Annotated in this window: 18 protein-coding genes; 3 read left to right on the top strand and 15 right to left on the bottom strand. The window is 64.9% G+C overall.

What is annotated here, in order from left to right; genetic code table 11:
• Positions 1–159 precede the first annotated feature (159 nt).
• From B8446_RS11050 to B8446_RS11020, 7 genes are all read right to left on the bottom strand, one after another.
• Positions 160–1551 (bottom strand): NAD-dependent succinate-semialdehyde dehydrogenase, encoded by a 1392-nt coding sequence (locus B8446_RS11050; protein WP_048849578.1) that lies wholly within the window; start codon positions 1549–1551, stop codon positions 160–162.
• Positions 1517–2140 carry an EAL domain-containing protein gene (locus B8446_RS11045; protein WP_048849576.1) on the bottom strand — a complete coding sequence of 208 codons (624 nt, stop codon included), beginning with the start codon at positions 2138–2140 and terminating at the stop codon, positions 1517–1519. The genes B8446_RS11050 and B8446_RS11045 overlap by 35 nt, the downstream gene beginning before the upstream one ends.
• Before the next feature lie 99 nt (positions 2141–2239).
• Positions 2240–2974, bottom strand: a complete 735-nt coding sequence (locus B8446_RS11040) for a glucosamine-6-phosphate deaminase (protein ID WP_048849573.1) — start codon at positions 2972–2974, stop codon at positions 2240–2242.
• Complete coding sequence (locus tag B8446_RS11035; protein WP_048849571.1) at positions 2971–4116, bottom strand: anhydro-N-acetylmuramic acid kinase; 1146 nt, start codon at positions 4114–4116, stop codon at positions 2971–2973. Before B8446_RS11035 ends, B8446_RS11040 begins: the two co-directional genes overlap by 4 nt.
• A complete protein-coding gene (locus tag B8446_RS11030) occupies positions 4113–4877 on the bottom strand; it encodes a GntR family transcriptional regulator (protein WP_241767752.1) in 765 nt (254 codons plus the stop codon). The genes B8446_RS11035 and B8446_RS11030 overlap by 4 nt, the downstream gene beginning before the upstream one ends.
• Positions 4877–5794 (bottom strand): N-acetylmuramic acid 6-phosphate etherase, encoded by a 918-nt coding sequence (locus B8446_RS11025; RefSeq protein WP_048849570.1) that lies wholly within the window; start codon positions 5792–5794, stop codon positions 4877–4879. Before B8446_RS11025 ends, B8446_RS11030 begins: the two co-directional genes overlap by 1 nt.
• A gap of 18 nt (positions 5795–5812) precedes the next feature.
• Positions 5813–7318, bottom strand: a complete 1506-nt coding sequence (locus tag B8446_RS11020) for a sodium:solute symporter (protein ID WP_048849568.1) — start codon at positions 7316–7318, stop codon at positions 5813–5815.
• 252 nt (positions 7319–7570) lie between these two features.
• On the opposite strand from B8446_RS11020, the gene B8446_RS11015 reads away from it, so the two are divergent.
• Entirely contained in the window at positions 7571–9994 is a 2424-nt protein-coding gene (locus tag B8446_RS11015) for a TonB-dependent receptor (protein ID WP_084712284.1), read from the top strand.
• A 164-nt stretch (positions 9995–10158) separates the two neighbouring features.
• Positions 10159–11364: an FAD-dependent oxidoreductase gene (locus B8446_RS11010; RefSeq protein WP_048849566.1), complete on the top strand. Its 1206-nt coding sequence runs from the start codon at positions 10159–10161 to the stop codon at positions 11362–11364.
• Between the two features lie 6 nt (positions 11365–11370).
• On the opposite strand, the gene B8446_RS11005 is transcribed toward B8446_RS11010, so the two are convergent.
• The 8 genes from B8446_RS11005 to B8446_RS10970 all read right to left on the bottom strand — a co-directional run bounded on the left by B8446_RS11005 (position 11371) and on the right by B8446_RS10970 (position 22098).
• Positions 11371–12315, bottom strand: coding sequence for a Gfo/Idh/MocA family protein (locus B8446_RS11005; protein ID WP_048849564.1), 945 nt, complete (start codon positions 12313–12315; stop codon positions 11371–11373).
• Between the two features lie 4 nt (positions 12316–12319).
• The gene (gene mmsB, locus B8446_RS11000) at positions 12320–13537 is read right to left on the bottom strand and encodes a multiple monosaccharide ABC transporter permease (protein WP_048849588.1); all 1218 of its coding nucleotides are present in this window, start codon (positions 13535–13537) and stop codon (positions 12320–12322) included.
• A gap of 47 nt (positions 13538–13584) precedes the next feature.
• Positions 13585–15198, bottom strand: coding sequence for a multiple monosaccharide ABC transporter ATP-binding protein (gene mmsA, locus B8446_RS10995; protein ID WP_306301109.1), 1614 nt, complete (start codon positions 15196–15198; stop codon positions 13585–13587).
• A 44-nt stretch (positions 15199–15242) separates the two neighbouring features.
• Positions 15243–16331, bottom strand: coding sequence for a multiple monosaccharide ABC transporter substrate-binding protein (gene chvE, locus B8446_RS10990; protein WP_048849585.1), 1089 nt, complete (start codon positions 16329–16331; stop codon positions 15243–15245).
• Positions 16332–16675: 344 nt separating this feature from the next.
• The gene (gene panS / locus B8446_RS10985; protein ID WP_048849583.1) at positions 16676–17587 is read right to left on the bottom strand and encodes a ketopantoate/pantoate/pantothenate transporter PanS; all 912 of its coding nucleotides are present in this window, start codon (positions 17585–17587) and stop codon (positions 16676–16678) included.
• A 104-nt stretch (positions 17588–17691) separates the two neighbouring features.
• A complete protein-coding gene (locus B8446_RS10980) occupies positions 17692–18540 on the bottom strand; it encodes a Cof-type HAD-IIB family hydrolase (RefSeq protein WP_084712282.1) in 849 nt (282 codons plus the stop codon).
• Entirely contained in the window at positions 18537–20903 is a 2367-nt protein-coding gene (locus tag B8446_RS10975; RefSeq protein WP_048849563.1) for a phosphoketolase family protein, read from the bottom strand. Before B8446_RS10975 ends, B8446_RS10980 begins: the two co-directional genes overlap by 4 nt.
• The gene (locus tag B8446_RS10970; RefSeq protein WP_048849561.1) at positions 20893–22098 is read right to left on the bottom strand and encodes an acetate/propionate family kinase; all 1206 of its coding nucleotides are present in this window, start codon (positions 22096–22098) and stop codon (positions 20893–20895) included. The genes B8446_RS10975 and B8446_RS10970 overlap by 11 nt, the downstream gene beginning before the upstream one ends.
• Positions 22099–22735: 637 nt before the next feature.
• Here B8446_RS10970 and B8446_RS10965 point away from each other — a divergent pair.
• The gene (locus B8446_RS10965) at positions 22736–23167 is read left to right on the top strand and encodes an MgtC/SapB family protein (RefSeq protein ID WP_084712281.1); all 432 of its coding nucleotides are present in this window, start codon (positions 22736–22738) and stop codon (positions 23165–23167) included.
• Positions 23168–23208 lie beyond the last annotated feature (41 nt).

The following is a 23208-nucleotide window of genomic DNA, read 5'->3' as shown; positions in this document are numbered from 1 at the left end:
ACGGCCTTTCGGACACCAGCCGCAAGAACCTCACCGAAGCCGGCATCAATCTCACCATCTGCGACTGACAGAAAGTGACGGCCCTTGGATGGGCCGCAACGCCTCCAGACCTGCCGGACCATGGCCGGGCATTGGCCCGACCATATTCCGGCGTTCAGATCAGAACGGTGCGTCGATATCGACGACGTCGATCAGCTTGTGGTTCACGAATTCCTTGATCCCGAGACCGATCAGTTCACGCCCATAACCTGACCGTGCAACACCGCCGAACGGCAGGTCAGCCTTGACCATGGTCGGGTGATTGACGAACACCATGCCCGTCTCGATCTGCTCGGCAACCTTCACGCCGCGCTGCGTGTCCTTCGTGAACACCGATCCACCAAGGCCGAAGGGAGAGTCGTTCGCGATCCGGATCGCATCCGCTTCGTCCTTCGCGCGGTAGAGCTGTGTCACCGGGCCGAAGAATTCCCAATGCCGTGCTTCATTCTGCTCATGAAGGTTCGTCATGAGCAGCGGCTGGAAGAACGCGCCGTCATTGGGAACCGGCGCGCCGATTACCTCGACCATGGCCCCGTGCTTCTTGGCATCCTCGACCTGCTGCCGCAGATCGTCGACGGCACGCTGAGAGGACATTGGCGCAAGCGTCGTGGACGGGTCCATCGGATCACCGGCCTTCAGCGCGGCGACGCCCTTCTTGTAGAGATCGACAAACCGGTCGTACACACCATCGACCACGATCAGGCGCTTGGACGACACACACACCTGGCCCGCGTTCCAGTGACGTCCGAACACGGCCCATTTGGCGGTCTTCTCAAGATCGGCATCGTCCAGAACGATGAAGGCGTCCGATCCACCCAGCTCCATGGTGGCCTTCTTAAGCGCCTTGCCGGCAATTGCGGCGACAACGGCGCCAGCCCCTTCGGAACCTGTCAGCGCCACGCCGCAGACACGCGGATCATTCAGGATCATCTCGGTATGATTGCGCGCGGTATAGAGATTGCGGAATGCACCGTGCGGCAGACCGGCTTCCTGCATGAGGGCATCAAACGCCGCCGCACACTGCGGCACGTTGGATGCGTGCTTCAGCAGCACGGTATTGCCTGCGGAAAGCTGGGGCGCGATGATTCGGGCAATCTGGTAATAGGGGAAATTCCAGGGCTCGATCGCCAGAAGCACGCCCTGGGGCTGGTGCACGAGAACGGCATCGCCTTCCTTGGGATCGGCGACGGAAAGCTTTTCCGGCTTCAGCAGCTCTTCGGCATTGCTGGCATAGTAGTCGAAAATCTCGGCCGACAGCTCCGTCTCGAGCTTCGCTTCGCTGTAGAGCTTCCCCATCTCGGTGGTCAGAAGACGCGCGAACCGATCGACATCCCGCCGAAGGATCGACGCGGCCGCCGACATCACCTTGGCGCGCTCCGCGAACGATACGTGCCGCCACGCCTTGAAGGCATCATAGGCTTCCGTGATTGCGGTCTGGACTTCCTGATCCGTTGCTTCGGGGAACGTCTGGAGCGTCTCACCCGTGTAAGGGTTGGTCGTCGCATAGGCCATCGTCATGCAGTCCTTGATTGATGAAGGTGCTCACCCATACGGAATACAGGGGATCCCGATAAGACAACAACTGCTGCCCCTCTCTGTGGTTCGACGGCAGGATCATCGCGGGTCGGGCTGATGTCGCCGGACGGACAGATCGTTTTCCAGGAAAACTGCAGACAAGCAGCAGCAGGCAGAAAGAGTTCGAGCGCTCTAAGGCCAATAGAGCCATCTGCATGGCACGATCGGAAGGACAGTCGAGAAACGCTGCCTCATCAGGGCCGGGCCCGGGCGCGGATGTTTCAGCTCCGGACATCGGAACCCGCGCAGACGGACCCGGCGACATGCAGGCTAGGATTAGCTCACCGAGCGTGATCTGGTCGAGCGGCACCGGACGACCGAGCAGATAGCCCTGCCCTTCCCTGCATCCTTCCTCGTTCAGCATCTGCAGTTGTTCCGGTGTCTCGATCCCCTCGGCAAGGACCGGAATGTCGAAACTCCGCCCCAATGCCAGAACCTTACGGATCACGTCCATCATCTGCGGGACGGCGAGCGCGACGAGCCAGATGCTGTGACAGTGAACAAGGCAATCCAGAACGGTGAACATCAAGATCCTTCCTGCGTGACCTGCCGGCCAGGCATGCGGTGTCCTGTCGTCCTGATGCCGTCCCGGTTAACACTTCGTGATGCTGATGCTCGAGCGTTCCTAGTCCACGAGATCCGCGGCGGCGGCCGTGTCGAGCACCACCGTCACGTCCGGATGGAAGTGCAGCGCGGTCGCGCTGATCATCGCGGTGATCGGCCCCTGCAGCGCACGCGCCACGATCCCGGCCTTTGCAGCCCCCGTTGCCAGGAGGACGATGCGTCGCGCCTCGAGAATGGTGCCGACGCCCATCGTCACGGCGTCCGTCGGGACATCCTCGTCCAGGCCCGCAAACATCTCCGCATTCTGCGACCGGGTGCGCGCATCGAGCTGCACGCGCCGGGTGCGCGAAGCGAAGGACGACAGCGGTTCGTTGAACCCGATATGGCCGGTCTCGCCGATGCCGAGCAGCTGCAGGTCGATGCCGCCGGCCGCGCGGATAGCGTTTTCGTAGGCCGTGCAGGCAGCGTCGATATCGGATGCGCGCCCGTCCGGCACGTGCGTCTGCGCACGCGTCAGACCCGCTGCCTCGAACAGGTGCGCCTCCATGTAGGCGCGATAGGATTGCGCACTGTCGGGCGCCAGACCGCAATATTCATCCAGGTTGAAGGTCGTGCACCCTGACAATCCAACCGGATCGCGCGCTTCCTGCGACAGAAGATCGGCATAGACCGCTTCCATCGTGCGGCCGGTTGCAAGCCCCAGAACGGCGCGGCCCTTCGCACGCACGACGGTGCGCATCATATCCGCGACCGTGGTGCACGCGGCCGTCGCATCGGGTCGAATGATGATCTTCATGCAGGCACTCCAGCGTATGGGGTGGACAGGACACGGGTCAGCCAGCCTGGGGAGGCGATCCCCGCGCAGGTCAGGCGGCCACCGGTTTCATGATCCGGCGCTCCGGTAATGCCGGGCGCCGACAGGGGAAGGCCGCGCAGGCTGCGCACGGCCAGGAAGCCGAAGCACTCGGCTTCGAGGGCATCGCCGTCCCAGCCGAGCATCTCGACGGGCGCCACGGCTGCGTTCAGTGCGGCCCGCAGGCCCGCCATCAGCGTCGGATTGTGCCGTCCGCCGCCGCAGACGTACCATTCACGCGGTGCCTCCGGCAGCACCGTGCGCCGCACGGCCTCGACGCTCAGGGCCGCAAGGGTCGCGGCTCCATCCTGTGCCGACAGGCCGTCAACGGCAGCCAGCGCATGGGCGAAACTCTGACGGTCCAGCGATTTGGGCGGCGCCTGTGCAAAGAACGGGTCGGCCAGCAGGCGCTCGACGATACCGGTATGCACTTGCCCTGCGGCGGCCAGTGCGCCGTCCCGGTCGTAGGGCACGCCGGTATGACGCAGCGCCCAGTCGTCCAGCAGCGCATTGCCCGGACCCGTATCGCAGGCGACGATCGTGCCGTCGGCGCCGATCATCGTGACGTTCGCGACCCCACCGATATTGAGGACCGCAACCGGCCCCGGCCGCCCCTGCAGAAGGGCCGCATGATACCAGGGCGCCAGTGGCGCACCCTCCCCGCCGAGGCTGACATCGCGGCTGCGGAAATCATGGACCACCGCGAGCCCGGTCTCCCGGGAAAGACGCGCGGCATCGCCGATCTGCCAGGTGCGTCCCTGCTGCGGTGCATGGAAGATCGTCTGCCCGTGGAAGCCTATGAGATCGATCGGGGCCTCCACCTGAACCCGCAGGGCCTGCACCGCCTCGACATGGCGCGCGGTCAGCGCCTGCTCGATCGCCCGCACTTCCGGATTGTCGGACGCAATGGTTGCCGCGCGATCCAGCAGGGCACGTGCGCGTGCACGCAGGGCGGGATCGTAAGGCAGGCTGAGCGAAGGACCGTGCCAGGCGATCCGCTCGCCGCAGGTCTCGATCACGGCCGCATCCACGCCGTCCAGCGACGTCCCGCTCATCAGGCCGATGACGCGCAGCGGCTGCATCATGTCAGATCCCCGGACGTGCGCAGCTCGACCACGAAATCATACAGATCCGCGCGATAGGACGAGAACGTGACCTCCAGCACCCGGTCGTCCGCCAGGAAGGAACGCCGCTCGATCTGGAGGATCGAACTCGGCCGGTCGAGCTCGAGCAGCCTGGCTTCCATGGCGCTCGCGAGACCGGCCCGGATGCGCTGCAGGGCCCGCACCGGGATCAGCCCGCGTACTTTCAGCGCGTTGTAGAACGAATCCTGCACCAGATCGGCCGATGGCAGGTCGCGGCAGGAGATCACGGCAGTCTCGATCGCCATCGGCTCGCCATCGGCTGTACGGATCCGCCGCAGGCGCAGAACCGGTGCGTTTGGCGCAATGCCCAGCGCCATGGCCTCGTCCGGACTGGCGCCCGCCGTGAGCTTGTCCAGCCAGACCGATCCCGGCTCGCGGCCGCGGGCGCGCATGTCCTCGGAAAACCCGACAAGGACCGACAGCGGCTGCTCGATGCGGCCGGCAACGAACGTTCCGGCCCCCGCACGCTGGGTCAGAAGGCCGGTTTCGACCAGCTTCTCCAGCGCCTTGCGCACCGTGACGCGAGACACCCCGGTCATTTCGGCAAGGTCACGCTCGGACGGCACGGCGTCGCCGCGTCGCAGGGCACCGCCGCCGATCAGACGACGCAGATTGTCCTCAAGCTGCAGATAGAGTGGCTTGTGATCGTTCGGATCCGGGGCCAGCTGCGCGAACATCCGGTCCGATGCGGGCATATCCATCAGCCTCGTCCAACGTCATCGAGATCGGCCAGCGCCACCCGCAGATCGCCTTTTGCGCGCACCAGCACCGCTTCCGCGTCCTCGAGCGACAGGCCGTGACGGATCAACACCGCCCGCTTGACGTTGTTGCCCGCGATCTTCAGGGCCGCGCGGATCTCCTCATCCGTCCCGCCGGCCAGCGTGCGGACCATGCCTTCCGCCCGGCCCTCGAGCTTGGCGTTCACGACCCGCATGTCGACCATCCGGCCGCGATAGGCATGTCCCAGACGCACCATCAGTGTCGTGGACAGGAGGTTCAAGGCCGCCTTCTGCGCGGTCCCGGCCTTGAGCCGCGTCGAGCCCGCGATCACTTCCGGACCGGTCACGATCGCCAGCGGGCATTCGGCCTCGCGCAGCAGGCGGCCCGATGGATTGCAGGCAATGCCGACCGTCAGCGCGCCCGCCGCGCGGGCGGCCGCAACGGCCGCACAGGTGTAGGGCGTGCCGCCGCTGGCCGCGATGCCGAACACCACGTCGTCGGGCCCCGGTGCGTGCGCCATGATCTCGGCGCGGGCCACGTCCTCGCGGTCTTCCGCGCCTTCCGCCGCCTCGAACAGCGCGCCCGTGCCACCCGCCAGCAACAGCACGAGGCGCTCGGGCGGCAGGCCGAAGGTCGGCGTCAGTTCGACGCCGTCCTGCAGACCGATCCGTCCCGATGTTCCGGCCCCGACATAGAACAGGCGGCCGCCGCGCTGCAGGCGCGGCAATGCCGCATCGACGATCCGCTCCATCTCGGGCACGGCGGCGCGCACCAGCGCCGTCGCCGTCATCTGCGCTTCGGCCAGGGCATCGAGCACGGCGCCCGTCGGCCACAAATCGATATCCGCGTAACGCGGGTCGTGACGCTCGGTACCGGTCGTGGGAAGGCTTTGGGTCATGAAGGTCCAGTTGTCTCTTTACTTGTCCAAAATCGGTACGGCTCGGCGCGCCCCGCCCAGCACCATCGACAGCCACGCTGCCAGAAGCATCACGATCACTCCAAGCGGCACGAGCCATGGAAAGGCAATCCGCCAGCCGAAGACCTGCGCCGTTTCCATGAACGCCGCCATGCCGATCAGCCCCGCCAGAAGGCCGGCCATGGCATCCCGCGCAGTCGCCCGGGGGGCGATCATGCCGAAGAGAAACGCGCCGAGTGTCGGTCCGTATGACCAGCCCGCCACCGTAAGCCCGATGATCACCGCCGACCGGTCGGAATGTCCGAGCAGCAGCGCGCACACGATCAGCGCACCCGCCCAGAACAGCGTCGCCAGGCGCGCGGCCGCGAGCGGCCCGCCGGACAGGCGCAGGCCGCCCGCGATCCGCTCGAAAAGTCGGCCGGGTGCCGGCCCGAAATCCGTCAGCAGCACGCCGGCCATCGCATTCAGCGTGGCCGACAGCGACCCCATCGTGGCGCTGAGCACGCCTGCGACCAGAAGCCCCGCGAAGCCCGCCGGCAGGCCGGTTGCGATAAAGCGCGGAAACAGGTCATCCGGGCCATGCAGTCCGAGCTGGCCGAGCGATGCACCGCCATGCGCGACCCAGAGCTGAACGCCGATCAGCGAGAGCAATCCGAACAGAAGCCCGACCAGCACCGCGCTGCCAACAAGGGCGGCGCGCGCGGAGCGCAGGCTTCCGGCGGCGAGCAGCCGCTGCACCATGAGCTGATCGGTGCCGTGGGACGCGACGGACAGGATCGCGCCGCCCAGAAGGGCTGCAAGGGGCGTGAACGGATCGGCCAGCGCATTGCGGACGCCGAGATGATGAAACAGCGCAAGGTGTCCGGACATGGCGGCCGCGTGCCAGCCGCCGCCTGCCATCCCCGGCCAGAGCAGCACCACGCAGAAAACGGCGCCGAACAGATAGAGCGCGAGCTGGATCGTGTCCGACCAGACCACGGCCCGCAGGCCGCCGAGCATGGTGTAGGCCAGCGTCGCCGCCATGATGATGCAGAGCAGTCCGGCCCGGCCGATCGGGATACCCGCCTGCGCCAGCAGCCAGACCAGCGGCAGCATCCCGGCCAGCAGCCGCACGCCTTCGGCCACGAGCCGCGTGGCCAGGAAGGCTCCTGACGCCACCTGCTGCAGCCGGGGGCCGAACCGCTCGCCCAGATATTGATACGCACTCGTCATGGCACCGCGCGCATAGAGCGGCAGGAACCAGGCTGCCACCACGACGCGCCCGATCAGGTATCCGCCCGCCAGTCCGGCAAAGACCAGACCGCCTGTGTAGCCGACGCCCGGGACGCTGATGAAGGTGAGCGTCGAGGTTTCCGTTGCAACGAGTGACAGGCAGATCGCCCACCACGGCAGGTCGTGATGCGCGGACAGGAAGTCCTGCGCACCGCCCCGGCGCGACAAGGCAAGGGTCACGCAAGGCAGAAGCACCAGATAGGCGCAGATCACGACGATATCGGCGATACGCATGCGCCCCCTTCTTCGGCTTGCCGCGTACATAACCCGACAATAATACCAGAACAATGCCTTTGTGAGCACAACGAGCATTTTGCACCGCGTTGCTCGTATTGACAGGAGAACACCATACACGATCGGCTGCCCGCTTTATCGGCAGTGTGCTGCCGCCGCCACACCCGTCACGATCCGGCACGGTTCCGGTCTCATAACGACTTGCCAATAGGTCTTCTCTGGTCATAGTTTGGTATCCAACCGGAGAGAGGAATGACCATGCGGCGAGGATACGGCAGGCCGGCGAGCATCTCGATGTTCGCCCTGACATTGTTGGCAGGCAGCGCGCTGGCCGCCCCCGCGGTCTCGTCGAAACACGCCCATGCCCGACGCCATGTCGCCGCCGCTGCCCCTCAGAAGCCGCCGGTCCGCAAGGCATCCGCACCGCCCGCCGCCGTCACGGCCCATCATGACGAGCAGATCACCGTGCAGGCCGGTCTTAGCAGCGCCAACGGCGTGACCGGAACGACGCCCGGTGGTGGCCTCATGCCGCCGCAGACCGCCCCGAAATCACGCAGCGGCCTCACGCGGGATTTCATCGCGAAGGAAAGCCCGACCTCGAACCCGACCAACATGATCGCAAGCCTGCCCGGCGTCGTGACCGGCAGCGGCGATCCGCTCGGCACGTCCGACCAGCAGGTGAGCCTGTCGGTGCGCGGTCTGACGCAGTTCGAACTGGGTTATACCTATGAAGGCATCCCCGCGTCCGACCCGCTGAATTTCTTCATCTTCACCGGCACGACGGCCGACAACGAAAACATCCAGAGCCTCAGCCTGTCGCAGGGCTCCGCCGACCTTTCGGCGCCGCTCTACAACGCCGTCGGCGGCCAGCTCTCGGAGACGGTCCGCAATCCGGCGGAAAAGATGGGCGGCCTCATCGACGTCGCCTACGGATCGTACAAGCTGAACCGCGAGTTCCTGCGGCTCGATTCCGGCGAGATCGGCCATACCGGCATCCGCAGCTTCGTGTCCTTCTCCTATGAAGGCAACCATAACTGGCGCGGTCCCGGCAGCAGCACGCGCTACCATGTCGACGGCAAGGCCGTGAAGGACTGGGGAAAGGACAACCACGCGTCCTTCGTCGTCTCCTACAACAGCCCCACCGGCTATTACATGCAGACGCCCTCGCTTTCGCAGTGGAACGCCCACGGCACGGCCGCGAACTATGCCGGAAGCTACGCGAAAGGCGGCGCCGCCTACTACAAGTTCGAGGAAAACCAGCGCAACTCGCTGATGCTCGGGGCGCCCGTCCACTTCCACCTGTCGGACGAGCTCAGCGCGGACGTCACGCCGTACTACACCTATTTCTGGGGCTACGGCGACGGCGGCACCACGCTCTCAACCGCCAATTCCTATGTCGGCACGCAGAACACCGGCCCGCTTCAGGTCGGCACCACGGCGCCGACCGTCACCGCCGCCGCGATCGACACGTTCGACGAACACAATACGGGCCTGAATTCCGCCCTGCACTGGAAGACGCGCTACAACACGCTCTCGGTCGGCTACTGGTACGCCTACTACACGCAGCAGGAGCACTCGTTCTACGGGCAGGTCTACGGCAACGGCAATGTGTCGTCGCTGCAGGGCAATTACCCGATCATGACGCAGGCCGGACTCGCGCTGTCGCGCTACAACATCAATTTCCTGCAGCAGACCAACGCGCTCTACATCGACGATACGCTCCATCTCCTCAACGACCGCCTGACGATCGAAGGCGGCTTCAAGGAGGCGATGGTCTCGCGCCAGTCCACGCAGCTCATCCCGGGCGCCACCTACAAGACCGGCGTGAACTATGCAGAGCCGCTCCCGCAGTTTCTCGCCAGCTACCAGCTGACGAAGCATGACCAGATCTACCTGAACGGCACGACCGCCTTCCGTGCGCCGTCCTCGATCCTGACCATGGCCGACTATTTCAGCACGACGACCGGCACGATCGCGCACAGCCACGCCACCAACCTCGCGCCCGAATATTCGATCGGCGAGGAAATCGGCTATCGCCATACGGGGCTGGTCAACATCTCGGCGGCCTTCTTCAACTACAACCTGACCAATCGTCAGCTCAGTTCGACCGTCTATCTCAATGGCGTTCCCACCACGGCCTCGATCAACGCAGGCGGCCAGACATCGCGCGGTGGCGAAATCGAACTCGGCCTGCGTCCATGGCATCACTTCAGCCCCTATCTCTCGGGTCAGTACCTGCACGCGACGATTGACAACAACCTCTCGGTCGGCACGGACCTTCTACCGACGAAGGGGAAAATGGCCGTCAATACGCCGAAGTTCTCGGGCGCGATCGGTCTTGCCTATGACGACGGCCGTTTCTTCGGCAACTTCAACCTGAATTATGTCGGCTCGCAGTATTCGACCTTCATGAACGACCAGAAGATCCCGTCCTATATCGTCGGCAACGTGTCGATGGGATATCGGATGCCGAGCTTCGCATGGGTCAGGCATCCGCAGATCCAGCTCAACCTGATCAATCTCGGCAACAGCGGCTATCTGTCGGGTGCCTCCAGCCTCGTCGGCAACGCGAAAGCCACGCGCGGCGTCTATGGCACGAACATCGCGGCCCAGACCCCGCTGTATTATGTCGGCGGCGGATTTGCGGGCGTCGTGTCGCTGACGGCCGGTTTCTGAGACGAAATGCCGAGGCTTCGGCCCCGGCGTACACGCATGCTATCGAAGTTCGCGCCTTTCCGGGCGCCGACTCCACGAGACGATCGGCTCCCTGGCGGATTTCACGTAAACATTCTGGAAAAATCCGCCTGCTTCCCGGCCAATTCTCCATCTCATCGGATGCCATGACATCTCCCGCGCACAGCACAACGGTTGCCATCATCGGAGGCGGTGTCGTCGGACTTTCGACAGCCTATGCCCTCTGGCGCGACGGGCATGACGTGACACTTGTAGAGCGGCAGGCCGGTGTCGGCCGCGCGGCCAGCTTCGCCAATGGCGGCCAGCTCAGCTATCGATATGTGGCCCCCCTCGCGGCCCCCGGCGTGCCGCGGCAGGCGATTGCCTGGGCCCTGCGTCCGGGCGCGCCGATCTCGCTGCGCCCCCGCCTTGATCCGCATCAGTGGCGCTGGATGGCCGGATTTCTGCGCGCCTGCCGCAAGACCACCCATGATCGCGGCGCACGCATCCTTCTGGGCATCGCCCTCGACAGCCAGCGTGAGCTGACGACGTGGCGCAAGGAAGGTCTCGACGAATTTGCGTGGCGCCAGCCCGGCAAGCTGATCGCCTATCGGAACGGCGCGGGATTCAGAAAGGCGCTTGCCGCGATCGACCCGGATCATCAGCGTCCACTCGACGCCGCAGAGTGCGCAGCACTCGAACCGGCCCTGACGCCTGTCGCAGGCCAGCTTGCCGGCGGCATTTTCGCACCCGGCGATGAAGTGGCGGACTGTCACGCCTTCTGCACCGCCCTGCTCGATCGTATGGCGTCGAGTCCGCGCTTTCGCACGCTCCATGGCACGGCAACACTTGCGCCTGGCGCATCACGCCGCGCAGTCCTGCGCCTCGACGGGCGCCCGGTCGACGCCGCGCAGATCGTGCTCGCGGCAGGTCTCGACAGCCGGTCGATCGCGGCACCTCTGGGTCTGCGCCTGCCGCTTTACGGACTGAAAGGCTACAGCCTCACGCTGCCGGCCAATGCTGCCGCACCCCGCATCAGCGTCACGGACTACGACCGTCGTATCGTCTATGCCCGGCTGGACGACAGGCTGCGCCTTGCCGCGATGGTCGATATCGGTGCCCGGGACGATGCGCTGGATTCGAAGCGCATCGCGCAGCTTCGGGCCCATGCCAAAGCCACCCTGCCCGAAGCAGGTCCGTTCGAGACCGCAGAGCCTTGGGCCGGGATGCGTCCCGCGACGCCGGATGGCGTGCCGATCGTCTGCCCGACATCATGGAACAACGTGATCCTGAATGTCGGCCATGGCGCGCTCGGATTCACACTGGCTCCCGGCACGGCCGCCATCGTCAGGTCGCTGCTGCAACGGTTCTGAAACGCCCTATGCCGCGCGTCGGACGCCGCTTGCAAGAATATCCGTGACGATCTGCAGCGGCCGGATATCCAGCTCTGACCGGGCCTGGGTAATCAGGTCGCCGAAATGCCGATAGAGTGCCGGATATTCCTGATCGAGCGAGGACATATCGCCGGCGCGAGGCGTTATCAGCCGGCGCCCGTCATGCTCGAGCGTGGCTCCTCCATCCGACAGGACGAGGGGCGACCCGTCGCCCAGCGTCCAGTCGATCGTCCAGGTCTCGTCCGAGCCCGTATAGCCGGAATCGAATATGGCGCTGGCCGCGATCTTCGGATCGGGCAGCGTGAAGGAAACCGTAGCCGTAACCGGCGCCTCCTGGCCGGGACGGAACGTCAGGTCGGCCGCCCGTGGCACGAGGGCTGCGCCTGTCGTCGCAAGCGCGATCGAGAGCGCATTCATCCCCGGGTCGAACACGCCGAAACCCTCCGCGCCCCAGAGCCATGTGGCGCCCGGATGCCATTTGTCCGCATTTTCCCGCCACGTGATGGCCATCGACTGCAGGCCATGAGCTGCGATCAGGGCGCGTGCGACGGGCACCCCGGCCGCAAAGACGGAGTGCCAGGCTGCGAAGATGCTGCATCCGTTGCCCGCCGCAAGACAGCCGAGATTGCGTGCCTCGGCGACGGTCGCAGCCGGCGGCTTTTCCAGCAGGACGTGCAATCCCGCCGCCAGTGCCTGCCGGGCAACCGCCGGTCGAATGGCAGGCGGCGTGCAGATCGCAACCGCGTCCACGCCGATGTCCTCCGCCTGCAATGCCGCGAAGCTGGACAGCAGCGGCACGCCATCCGGCACCGCGACGTCCACCGGATTGACGACCGCCGCCAGTTGGAACGCCGGATTTTCGGCGATCGCCGGCACATGATGCGACCGGGCGATCTGTCCGAACCCCACGAGGGCAATGCGGATCGTCATGGGATCACCGACGCTGGTTGTAGACATCGACGCAGACCGCGCCGAGCAGGACGAGACCTTTCAGCACCTGCTGGTAGTCGATGCCGATCCCCATGATCGACATGCCGTTGTTCATGACACCCATGATCAGCGCCCCGATCACGGCGCCCCCGACCCGGCCGACGCCGCCATAGGCCGACGCACCGCCGATGAAGCAGGCCGCAATGACATCGAGTTCGAACCCCTGCCCCGCCTTGGGACTGGCCGTATCGAGCCGGGCCGCGAAGACGAGGCCGCCAAGGGCCGCCAGCACGCCCATGTTCACAAAGGTGAAGAACGTCAGCCGTTCGGTCTTGACGCCCGAGAGCCGGGCCGCGCGCACGTTGCCGCCCACGGCATAGATCTGGCGCCCGATCGTCGTGCGCTCTGTCACGAACCCGTAGAACGCGATCAGCATCGCCATGATGATCAGCACGTTGGGCAGGCCGCGATAGGACGCGATCAGCCAGCTCAGATAGACGATGATGCCGAAAATCGCGGCATTGCGCCCGGCGAACAGGGAGAGAGGCTCGACCTCCATGTCATTGCGGACCTGCCGCACGCGATCCCGCACGGCAAGCCCCACCAGCAATGCCGCAACCCCGGCCCCCAAAATCAGGGATGTCGGGTAAAAGCGCGCTGCATGGGGCAGGAATTCGGGAATGAAGCCCGAGGACAGCTTCTGGAACGTGGTGGAGAACGGGCCGAGAGACTGGCCGCCCAGAAGGGCCAGCGCCAGTCCCTTGAAGACGAGCATCCCGGCCAGCGTCACGATGAAGGACGGGATCTTGAAATACGCGATCCAGTATCCCTGCGCCGCGCCGATCAGCCCGCCGAGCACGAGGCACGCAAGCGTCGCCGCGATGAAATTGATATGATAATTCACCATCATGACGGCCGCGACCGCGCCGATGAACCCCGCACTCGAGCCGACCGACAGGTCGATATGGCCCGAGACGATGACCAGCAGCATGCCGAACGCCATCACCACGATGTAGCTGTTCTGCAGGACGAGGTTGGTAAGGTTCAGCGGCCGCAGCAGCGTTCCGTGCGTCACGATCTGGAAGAACGCCATGATCGCGATCAGCGACAGGATCATGCCGTAGTCGCGCAGGCTGTTCTTGATGAAGTCGGCGGCCGTCCGGGTTTTTTCCGGAAGGCCCGACGGCTGCGTCCGCAGCGCGCCCTGTATGGTCTGAGACATGGAAGCCCCCGTCATTCGTGCTTCGGTCATATGGTGTGTTCGCGCCTCTACGGTCCGACGGTCTCGGCTGCCCGTTCCGAGCCCTGCGGCATGGCGGGAATCTCGTCAGGGACCGACCGCACGTCGCGCATGATCGCCTGCATGATCCGCTCCTGGCTCGCCTCCTCGCGCGTGAACTCGCCCACGAACCGCCCCTCGTTCATCACGCAGATCCGGTCGCACAGGCCAAGCAGTTCGGGCATCTCGGACGAGATGACGACAACGCCATGTCCGCTGTCGGCCAGTTCCTGAATGATGCAGTAGATTTCGTATTTCGCGCCGACATCGATGCCGCGCGTGGGCTCGTCGAGGAACAGCACGTCGGGCGAGGTGAACAGCCACTTCGACAGCACCACCTTCTGCTGGTTGCCGCCGGACAGATTGCCCGATTCCTGGTCGACGCCCGAACAGCGGATGTTCATCCGGCGCCGGTAATCGTTCGCCACGCGCAGTTCGCGGATCCCGTCGAGAACCCGCAGGTGCGAAATGCCGCCGAGATTGGCCAGCGTGATGTTGTGGCGCAAATCGTCCGCAAGGTGCAGACCGAGCTCCTTGCGATCTTCCGTGACGTAGGCGAGCCCTGCCTTGATCGCGCGCTGCACGGTCGAGACGTCGACCCGGCGACCCTTGATCTGCACTTCTCCCGAGATCCGCCGCCCGTAGGAGCGGCCGAACAGACTCATCGCAAATTCGGTCCGGCCTGCCCCCATGAGACCTGCGATCCCCACGATTTCACCGGCCCGCACATGGAAATCGACGCCGTGGATGACCGTGCGGTCCGTATGGATGGGATGGTGAACCGTCCAGTCCGACACTTCCATCAGGAGATCGCCGATTTTCGGCGTGTGCTCCGGATAGCGATGCTCGAGGTCGCGGTCGACCATGGCGCGAATGATGTGATCTTCCGAAGCCGGCTCCGCATGGCAGTCGATCGTCTCGACCGACCGTCCGTCACGCAGGATGGTGATGCGGTCGGCCACGCGCGAGATTTCGTTGAGCTTGTGCGATATCAGGATCGAGGACAGGCCCTGCGCCTTGAATTCCAGCAGCAGGTCCAGCAGCGCGGCACTGTCACGCTCGTTCAGGCTCGCGGTCGGCTCGTCGAGGATCAGGAGCTTGACGTTCTTCGAAAGAGCCTTGGCAATTTCAACGAGCTGACGCTTGCCGACCCCCATGTTGGTGATCAGCGTATCGGGCGAATCGTCCAGGCCCACCTTGCGCATGACGGCCTTCGCCCGTTGCCAGACGCTATCGCGGTCGATCACCCCGAAACGGCCGGGCGGATGCGCCAGGAAGATGTTCTCCGCCGCCGACAGCAGCGGGATCAGCGCCAGTTCCTGATGGATGATGATGATGCCGAGCGCCTCGGAATCGCCGATCGCGCGGAACCGGCGCTCGACACCCTCATAGATGATCTGGCCTTCGTACGTCCCGGCGGGATAGACCCCGCTGAGCACCTTCATCAAGGTCGATTTTCCGGCCCCGTTCTCGCCGCAGATCGCATGGATCTCGCCCGGCTTGACCGAAAACGTGACGTCGCTCAGAGCCTTGACCGGCCCGAAGCTCTTGCTGATGCCGCGCATTTCGAGAATGGCGTTCATGGATGCGGCTTCCGTTTCCATGAACCGCTCCGTAATCCGGAGCGGTCCTGTAAAGATATCGAAAACTACTCGATCTGTTCTTTCGTGTAGTAGTGGCTGTCGAGGAGCGTCTTCTCGACGTTGTCCTTGGTCACGACGACTGGCGGCAGGAGATAGGCCGGCACGACCTTCACGCCGTTATTGTAGGATTTGGTGTCGTTGACCGCGACCGGCTTGCCGCTCAGCACGGAATCCACCATGTCGGCCGCGACCTTCGCGAGCTGACGCGTGTCCTTGAAGATCGAGGAATACTGCTCGCCCGCGACGATGGCCTTCACGGACGGAATTTCGCAATCCTGCCCGCTGACATAGGCCATCTTCGTATCGCCGCTCCCGTAGCCCACACCTTTCAGCGACGAGATGATGCCGATCGAAATCCCGTCATACGGGGACAGGACGGCATCGAGGTGCCGGTCGGAATAATAGGCGCTGAGGATGTTATCCATGCGGGCCTGGGCGGTTGCGCCGTCCCAGCGCAGGGTCGAGACCTTGTCCATGCCCATCTGCCCTGACCGCACGACCAGCTTGCCACTGTCGAGATAGGGCTTCAGGACGGACATTGCGCCGTTATAGAAAAAATACGCGTTGTTATCGTCGGGCGATCCGCCGAACAGCTCGATGTTGAACGGCCCCTTCGCCGCGGGCAGGCCGAGCGCCTGAACAAGGGACGTCGCCTGCAGCACGCCGACCTTGAAGTTGTCGAACGTCGCATAATAGCTGACATCGGGAGAATTCCGGATCAGGCGGTCATAGGCGATGATCTTTACGCCATGGGCTGCCGCACGCCGCAACGTGTCCGACAGCGTCGTGCCGTCGATCGAGGCGATCACGAGGACTGTATCGCCCTTCGTCACCATGTTCTCGATCTGCGACAGCTGGTTCGGAACATCGTCCTCGGCATATTGCAGGTCGGTGCGATACCCACGCGCCTGCAGGGTCTTGACCATGTTGTCGCCGTCGGCAATCCACCGGGCGGACGACTTCGTCGGCATGGCGATGCCGACCATCGGCTTCGTCTGGGCATGCGCCGAAATGGCGCCTCCCGCCACGCCGACAAGAAGTACGGCGGCGAACGCACCCTTGAGCGCCCGGTTGAGCGCAGTCAGTTTTCTCATCATCCGTTCCGTTCGATCCGGCACCCTGCATCGCACGACGGACAGGACGGCCATGCCCGCGCATCGGCTCGCGCGGTGCGCGAGACCAGACAGGCAGGGCCAGGGGCGCGTGGTGTCATCGCAGCGTCGCTCACTGCCATGAAGGCGATCCTCGTGTGCCTGTCCGGTGTCCGGCAACGCGCCGGGCCCTGGGGCACAGGAGCCACTACATGCCTTCAAAACCCGTGAATGAACAGATCACCCGTGATCTATAACGGCAAAGTGAGACCTTTGTAACACACGCAGCGGATTGCCCGTTCCCGTCTGCCAAAGCGGCGTTGCCGCGCACGAAGCCTTGGCCGGTATCAGTCCGTGCGCGGACTCTTCCGGCCGGCCCAGATGGCGGCCAGCAGCGAGCCTGAGATGTTGTGCCAGATCGAAAAGACCGCGCCGGGCAGGGCCGCCAGCGGCGAGAAATAAAGCCGCCCGAGCGTCGCCGCGAGACCGGAATTCTGCATCCCGACCTCAAGCGCCAGCGTCCGGCACACCTTTTCGTCAAACCCTAGAAGGCGCCCGCCCCAGTAGCCGCCCAGAAGCCCGATCCCATTATGCAGGATCACGCCCACCAGTACGAGCGGCCCTGCGGAGGCGAGAGACGGCCCGACGCCCGCCACGATGCAGGCGATGATGACCAGGATCGAAACCATCGCGACCAGCGGAAGCGCCGGTTCAATCCGGCGCACGGCCCGGTGAAGGAACGTGTTGACCACAAGGCCTCCGAACACCGGCAGGGCGACGATCAGGATGATGCTGCGAAACAGCCCCCACGCATCCACGGCAATGCCTGATGCGACATAGAGCCGCGTGAGCAGCGGCGTCGCCACGATCCCGACGAGCGTGGACAACGTGCTGATGCTGACCGACAGCGCCACGTCGCCGCGCGCGAGATAGATCATGACGTTGGACGCCGTCCCGCTTGCCACGCAGCCGACCAGCACCATGCCCGTGGTCAGTTGGGGCGGCATCGACAGCGCATGCGCGATCGCCCAGGCCGCGAACGGCATCACCAGATAATGGAGCCCGACACCGGCCAGGACCGGCCACGGACGGCGCGCGATCCGCCGGAAGTCACCGGGGTTCAACGTCACCCCCATGGTGAACATGATGAACGCCAGCAGCGCCGTGACGGCCGGCGTGATCTTCAGGAACGGCGCGGGCGCGAGCACCGCGACGACCGAGACGAGAATGGCCCAGAGCGGGAAGAGACGGGTCAGCATGAAACGGCTATAGCCGCACCCTGCCGTCCGGCCCATACGTCACAGGATTCAGCCGCAGGCGGTCAGGACAACGAAAACCGCCTCGGCCCTCCTGACGCACGCGGTCAGTCGGCCCCGTCGCCCTCACGCAGCACGAAGCGCTCGATCGCGCGCGCGAAGCCCTCGTCCTCGCAGGATGTCGTGACGTATGTCGCAGCCTGTTTCACCGCGTCGCTCGCCTGTCCCATCGCGATCGACATCCCGCTCTTGCGGAACATCAGGACGTCGTTGGGCTGATCGCCCAGCGTCGCCATCTGCGCGGCCGGAACGCCGAGCCGCCGTTCGAGCATCGCCACCACGCCGCCCTTGTTCGCATCGTGGTTCGTCACGTCGACATAATAGGGCTGGGAACACGCCGCCGATGCGCCGTCGCTCATCGCCTGCTGCAGGTCATGCTCCAGACGCTGCATCAGCCCGGCATCGTCGCTGACGCCGGTGATCTTCACGACCTGAGACAGATCCGCCGCGATATCGCCGACCGTCGGCGGAAACTGAACGGTTGCCTGCTCGCGCGCGACATGCGGCGCATCCGCCTTCGTCACGATCCAGTCGGTGCCGGTATAGACCCACGGATCCGCGCCATGATCGCGAATGATGCCGATGACCTGCCGCGCCTGCGCCTCGGTCAGCGTCCGCGTCTCGATGACCTGTCCGCTCGCATCGACGACGACACCGCCGTTGAATCCCGCGGTCGGTTCGTCGATCGCCAGAGGCTCGCGCAGCATCAGCATGCCGCGCGGCGGCCGGCCGCTCGTGATGGCAAACAGAATGCCCCGCGCGCGCAGGCGCTTCACGGCAGCGATCGCGCGTGGCGTCAGCACCTTGGCCTTCGTCACCAGCGTGCCATCGACATCCGCCAGCACGAGGCGGATTGGCCCATCCCCGTTGGGGTCCCCGGTCATGTTTTCGGTCATGTCCAGCTCCAGTCCCGGATTTCCGGCATGTCCTCGCCGTGTCGGGTGACATACAGGCGATGTTCGACAAGCTTGTCGTGGATCGCCTGCGTGGCATAGGCCGCCCGCTCGGCCAGCTTCGGCACCCGACGGATGACGTTCAGCACGAGATGAAAGCGGTCGAGTTCGTTGCGGACCGTCATGTCGAACGGCGTCGTCGTCGTGCCTTCCTCGCGGAAGCCATGCACATGGAAGTTCCGGGCATTCTCGCGCTTGTAGATCAGCTTGTGAATGAGCTGCGGATAGCCGTGGAAGGCGAAGATCACCGGCTTGTCCGGCGTGAACAGGCTGTCGAACAATGCATCGTCGAGCCCATGCGGATGCTGCCGCTTGGACTCCAGCGTCATCAGATCGACCACGTTGACGACACGAACCTTCAGATCCGGCACATGCTTGCGCAGCAGGGACACTGCCGCGAGCGTCTCGAGCGTGGGCACGTCGCCCGCACATGCCATAACGACATCCGGCACGTCGCCGCGGTCGTTGCTGGCCCATTCCCAGATCCCGATACCCTGCGCGCAATGCCGGATCGCGGCGTCGAGGCTCAGCCATTGCGGCTCGGGCTGCTTGCCCGCCACGATGACATTGATCCGGTCCCAGCTTTCCAGGCAGTGCTTCGCCACGACCAGCAGCGTATTCGCGTCCGGCGGCAGATAGACACGCGCAATGTCCGCCTTCTTGTTGATGACGTGGTCGATGAAGCCCGGATCCTGATGGCTGAACCCGTTATGGTCCTGACGCCAGACATGGGATGTCAGCAGATAGTTCAGGGATGCGATCGGGCGGCGCCACGGCACTTCCTGCGCGGTCTTCAGCCATTTCGCATGCTGGTTGACCATCGAGTCCACGATATGGATGAACGCCTCGTAGCACGAGAACAGCCCGTGCCGGCCCGTCAGCAGATAGCCCTCGAGCCAGCCCTGGCAGGTGTGTTCGCTCAGGATTTCCATGACATGCCCGTCGGGCGCGAGATGATCGTCGTAATCGACCGTCTCCGCCTCCCAGGCGCGCCCCGTCACGTCGAGGACGGCATTGAGGCGGTTGGAATTGTTTTCGTCCGGCGACAGCACGCGGAAATTGCGGCTCGCGAGATTCTCTTTCATCACGTCCCGCAGCCATGCGCCCAGGACCCGCGTGCTCTCGCCCGTCGTCTTGCCGGGCGACTGGACGTCGATTGCGTACGGCTCGAGGTCCGGCAGGCGCAGCGGCCGCTTCAGGGCGCCGCCATTGGCATGCGGATTGGCGCTCATCCGGCGGTCGCCCTCGGGCGCGAGCGCCCGGATTTCGGGCCGCAACGTGCCGTTTTCGTCGAACAGGTCATCCGGCCTGTAGCTCGACAGCCATTCCGACAGCAGTTCCAGATGGCCGGGCTTGTCCATGTCCGAGAACGGCACCTGATGCGAGCGCCAGTAGCCTTCCGCACGCTGGCCATCGACGGTCTTGGGACCGGTCCAGCCTTTGGGCGTGCGCATGATGATCATCGGCCAGACCGGGCGCTCGGCTTCCGTGCCGCCGGTGCGCGCATCCTTCTGGATCGCATCGATATCGGCGAAGGCCTGATCCATCGCGGCCGCCATCTTCTGGTGCATGATCGCCGGATCATGCCCCTCGACAAGGATCGGCGCGTAGCCATAGCCACGGAACAGCGCGATCAGCTCCTCTTCGGGAATACGCGCGAGAATCGTCGGATTGGCGATCTTGTAGCCGTTGAGATGCAGGATCGGCAGCACCGCCCCGCTCGTCTTCGGATCGAGGAACTTGTTGCCATGCCACGAGGTCGCAAGCGGCCCGGTCTCGGCCTCGCCGTCACCCACGACGCAGGCCACGATCAGATCGGGATTGTCCAGCACCGCGCCATAGGCGTGCGAGAGGGAATAACCCAGTTCCCCACCCTCATGAATCGAACCCGGCGTGGTCGCCGCCGCATGGCTCGGAATGCCGCCCGGAAACGAGAACTGCTTCACCAGCCGGTCCAGGCCCGGCACGTCCTGCGTCACGTCGGGGAAATATTCGGTGTAGGTGCCTTCGAGATAGGTGCTGGCCACGACACCCGGCGCGCCGTGGCCCGGACCTGCGATGAACAGGATGCTGCGATCCTGCTGCCGGATGATCCGGTTCAGGTGGAGATAGAGGAAGTTCAACCCCGGCGTCGTGCCCCAGTGCCCCAGCAGGCGCGGCTTGACGTGCTCGCGCTTCAGCGGCTCGCGCAGCAGCGGGTTCGCGAGAAGATAGATCTGCGCGACCGAGAGATAGTTCGCGGCAAACCACCACCTGGTGAACAGCGCGACGTCATCGGGGGACAAAGGGGTCGGATTATCGCTCATCGTCTCTCTCTTCTGCCTGTCGTGTGGCCAGACACGCCAGGGCATGCCGGTGAATGGATGCTTCCTCGTCGGCGGGGATGACCCGGACAGCCACGGCACTCTCCGGCGCCGAGATGACCGGCCGGTGCGACGCGTTGGCCGCAACGTCCAGTATGACGCCGAGCCAGCCCAAACCGGCGCACACGTCACGCCGGAATTCCGCGTCATGCTCTCCGATCCCGCCTGTGAACACGAGGCCGTCGATCCCCTGCAGGGTGGCGATCATGGCACCGGCCTGCTCCTGAAACCGCCGGACATACAGATCGAGCGCCTCGCGCACGGCGGGATCGTCGGACTGCCTGCGCAATTCGCGCATGTCGCTCGAGACACCGGAGACGCCGCGCAGGCCGGATTCGTGATAGAGAATGGCCTCGATCCGCTCGGGCGAGAGCTTTTCCTCGCGCATCATGTAAAGCAGCACGCCGGGATCGAGCGTGCCGCACCGCGTGCCCATGACCAGCCCGTCGAGCACCGAAAACCCCATGGTCGTGCCGATGCTCGCACCGGCGCGCATCGCGCACAGGCTGGCCCCGTTGCCGACATGCGCAACCAGAACACGCCCGCGCGCCAGATCCGGCGCATCGCGCGACAGGCGCCGGGCGATCTGTTCGTATGACAGGCCGTGAAACCCGTAGCGCCGCACACCGCGCGCACCGTAGTCGCGCGGCACAGCCAGACGCCGCGCCACGGGCGGCAGCGTGCGATGAAACGCCGTGTCGAAACAGGCGATCTGCGGCAGATCCGGATAGGCCGTGCGCAGTGCCTTGATCGGCCCCAGACAGGCGGGCTGGTGCAGGGGCGCGAACGGCGTAAGCGCCTCGAGGCGCTCGAGAACAGTGTCCGTGACCAGCAAAGGCCGCGCGAAATCCGGGCCGCCATGCACGACGCGGTGCCCCACGGCCTGAAGGTGTGCCAGGCCGACATGCTCGTCGAGCCACGCCATCATCGCCTTGATCGCCGCCAGATGCGGATCCATGCCCGCCTCCAGCGTCCAGCGCCGGTCGGCCAGGGTCTTGCCGCGCCCGTCCTTCGCCACAAGCACCGGCTGCGTCTCGATCCCCTGCAATTCGCCACTGGTCTGGCGGGCCCCGGTCGCATCGAACACGGCGAACTTGATGCTCGACGAGCCGGCATTGAACGTCAGGATCACGGCCATGTCGAAGGATCTCCCTGGCGCCATGTCACAACAGCGCACTTGTCGGACAGGTGCCCGAACGCAGGCACAGGACGATCGTCGCTTCGGCCCGACAGTCCCGCCGCAGCCAGGCTCCCTATGCGGGCATTGCGGCTCCGGATCGGTTTTCTATGCGCCTTCATGGATCATGACATTGACATGGATCATGCATGCCCTTCCTCCCGTCTCGCGAAATTCATGTCCGGCTGACAGAAACGTGAGACGCCTGCAGCACCTCCCCCGCGGAACGCCGGGAAATACGGCGTCTCCGTGCCACACCTGCGCCAGAGCGCAGGCCGCGCGGCGACATGATTTGAAAAGCCCCATGATCTTCTGGGAAGAAGGCGCCAAGGCCGGGACGGCAGCGCAAAGAACTTCGAGGATGCAACCACTCATGGTTCACGAACTTCGGATGCGGTGTCCCATGGCTCGATATTCGCGCGCAGACCCCCGTCACCCTTCGGGCCGTCGCCGGTGTTTCCACCTTCCGACGAAACAGAGCGACACATCGCGGGAACGGTGATGCCCGTAAAAACCTTTCGGGACGGCCCGGCTTCTTCAGGATGACACACGCGCCATCTTGTTCGACCGTATTGTGCAGGGGAGAGCCGCAACACCGATGACCACGACATTGCACTGGAGTGACATCACGCTGCGGCTCATGTCGGCGCTGGCAGCCGGAATACTCTACGGCCTGAATCGTGACGAGCACGGGCGCCCCGCCGGGTTGAGGACGACCACGCTGGTGTGTCTTGCCGCGTGCCTTGCCACGCTTCAGGCGAATTGGCTCCTCGGCACCATCGGCAAAAGGCCGGATTCCTTCGTCACGCTCGATCTGATGCGGCTGCCACTCGGTATTTTGTCGGGCATGGGCTTCATCGGCGGCGGCGCCATCCTGCGACGGGAGAACATGGTCCTCGGCGTGACGACGGCCGCGACGCTGTGGATCGTCACGGTTCTCGGTCTGTGTTTCGGCGGCGGCCAGATCGGGCTCGGCATTCTGGGAACGGTTCTCGGATTTGCCGTGCTGTGGGGGCTGAGCATCGTCTGACCCTGCCCCGTGGAATGCCCTCGTTTTTGGGTAAGGTCTGT

It is taken from the genome of Tanticharoenia sakaeratensis NBRC 103193, assembly GCF_000963885.1.
Lineage (GTDB): Bacteria > Pseudomonadota > Alphaproteobacteria > Acetobacterales > Acetobacteraceae > Tanticharoenia > Tanticharoenia sakaeratensis.
The sequence above is the reverse complement of the archived record's forward strand: the minus strand, read 5'-3'. Positions and strand labels throughout refer to the sequence as shown.